Below are 1,277 nucleotides of genomic sequence, written 5' to 3'. Positions count from 1 at the left end.
CAGTACTTACTACAAAATCTATTGAAGAAGCGATTGATATTGTCAACGATCGTCCATCACCATTAGCCTTGTACTACTTTGGCCATGACAAAGATGAGCAACGTTTTGTCTTAGATCATGTTCGATCTGGTGGCGTGTGCTTGAACGACACTTTGTCTCACTTTGCGCAAGAAGATCTTCACTTCGGTGGCGTTGGTGAATCAGGAATGGGTGCTTATCATGGCGAAGATGGTTTTGCGACCTTCTCCCACAAAAAGCCTATTTTTACGAAAGGTATTTTGAACAGTACGAAATTCGCCTACCCGCCATATGGCACAGCCATTCATAAGGCAATTTTCTCTCTATTTATGCGCTAAGCGCTCTACTGACAAAGGCACCTCTCGGGTGCCTTTGTTTTATACCCCTTCTATAATCTCTGCATTGTTTCGAATAAAAGATTTGTTTAATATTCGCTCTTTGCATTGTGCGTTAAAGACTTATACAAACCTGCTTCGAATTTAATTGAGACATTAATATGACGACGGTTATTTACCCAGGCACCTTTGACCCGATTACAAACGGCCATACTAATTTGGTTGAGCGTGCGGCACGCGTATTCGACGACATTATTATTGCGGTTGCAGCAAGCCCCAAAAAACGTCCGCTATTTCCACTCGATCAGCGTGTCGAGCTGGCGCAGGAAGTACTAAGTCATATCGATGGCGTAAAGGTCATTGGTTTTGAAAACTTGCTGGCTGAATTTGTAAAAGAACATCAGGGCAACGTGATCTTACGTGGATTACGCGCCGTATCTGACTTCGAATATGAATTCCAACTGGCTGATATGAATCGCCGGCTCGTGCCTCAAGCAGAGAGTATTTTCTTAACACCAGACAATCACTTGTCGTACATTTCTTCGACATTGATTCGTGAGATTGCAGTACTGGGCGGAAACATTGATGAATTCGTTCATCCAACGGTCAGCAAAGCCCTAGACGAACACTTTAAGCAGCAGTAACAGGAACAGGANCATGGCATTAATCATTACAGACGACTGCATCAACTGTGACGTTTGTGAGCCGGAGTGCCCCAACGAAGCCATTTCCCCTGGGGAAGAGATCTACGAGATCGAGCCATCTAAATGCACAGAATGTGTTGGTCACTATGACGAGCCACAGTGTCAGCAAGTGTGCCCTGTTGATTGCATCCCTCTTGATCCTGCTCACAATGAGACGCAAGAACAGCTCATGGCAAAATACGAAAAGCTAACGGGCATCTCCTAAAATTAGCCCTTTCTT

3 protein-coding genes are annotated in these 1,277 nt (G+C 44.5%); all 3 read left to right on the top strand.

The window, feature by feature from the left end:
• Positions 1-356, top strand: a 356-nt coding sequence (locus A3738_RS21795) for an aldehyde dehydrogenase family protein (protein WP_156504403.1), incomplete at its 5' end; no start/stop codon positions are given.
• A gap of 158 nt (positions 357-514) precedes the next feature.
• The gene (gene coaD, locus A3738_RS21790; RefSeq protein ID WP_068473545.1) at positions 515-997 is read left to right on the top strand and encodes a pantetheine-phosphate adenylyltransferase; all 483 of its coding nucleotides are present in this window, start codon (positions 515-517) and stop codon (positions 995-997) included.
• 13 nt (positions 998-1,010) lie between these two features.
• Entirely contained in the window at positions 1,011-1,262 is a 252-nt protein-coding gene (locus tag A3738_RS21785; protein WP_068473542.1) for a YfhL family 4Fe-4S dicluster ferredoxin, read from the top strand.
• Positions 1,263-1,277 lie beyond the last annotated feature (15 nt).

This window comes from Oleiphilus sp. HI0066 (genome assembly GCF_001635725.1).
Note: the sequence above shows the minus strand (reverse complement) of the source record. Positions and strands in the feature narration are given on the sequence as shown.

Coding starts and splice junctions, on each gene's coding strand:
- coaD (WP_068473545.1), top strand. CDS start 515: ATGACGACGGTTATTTACCCAGGCACCTTTGACCCGATTACAAACGGC.
- A3738_RS21785 (WP_068473542.1), top strand. CDS start 1,011: ATGGCATTAATCATTACAGACGACTGCATCAACTGTGACGTTTGTGAG.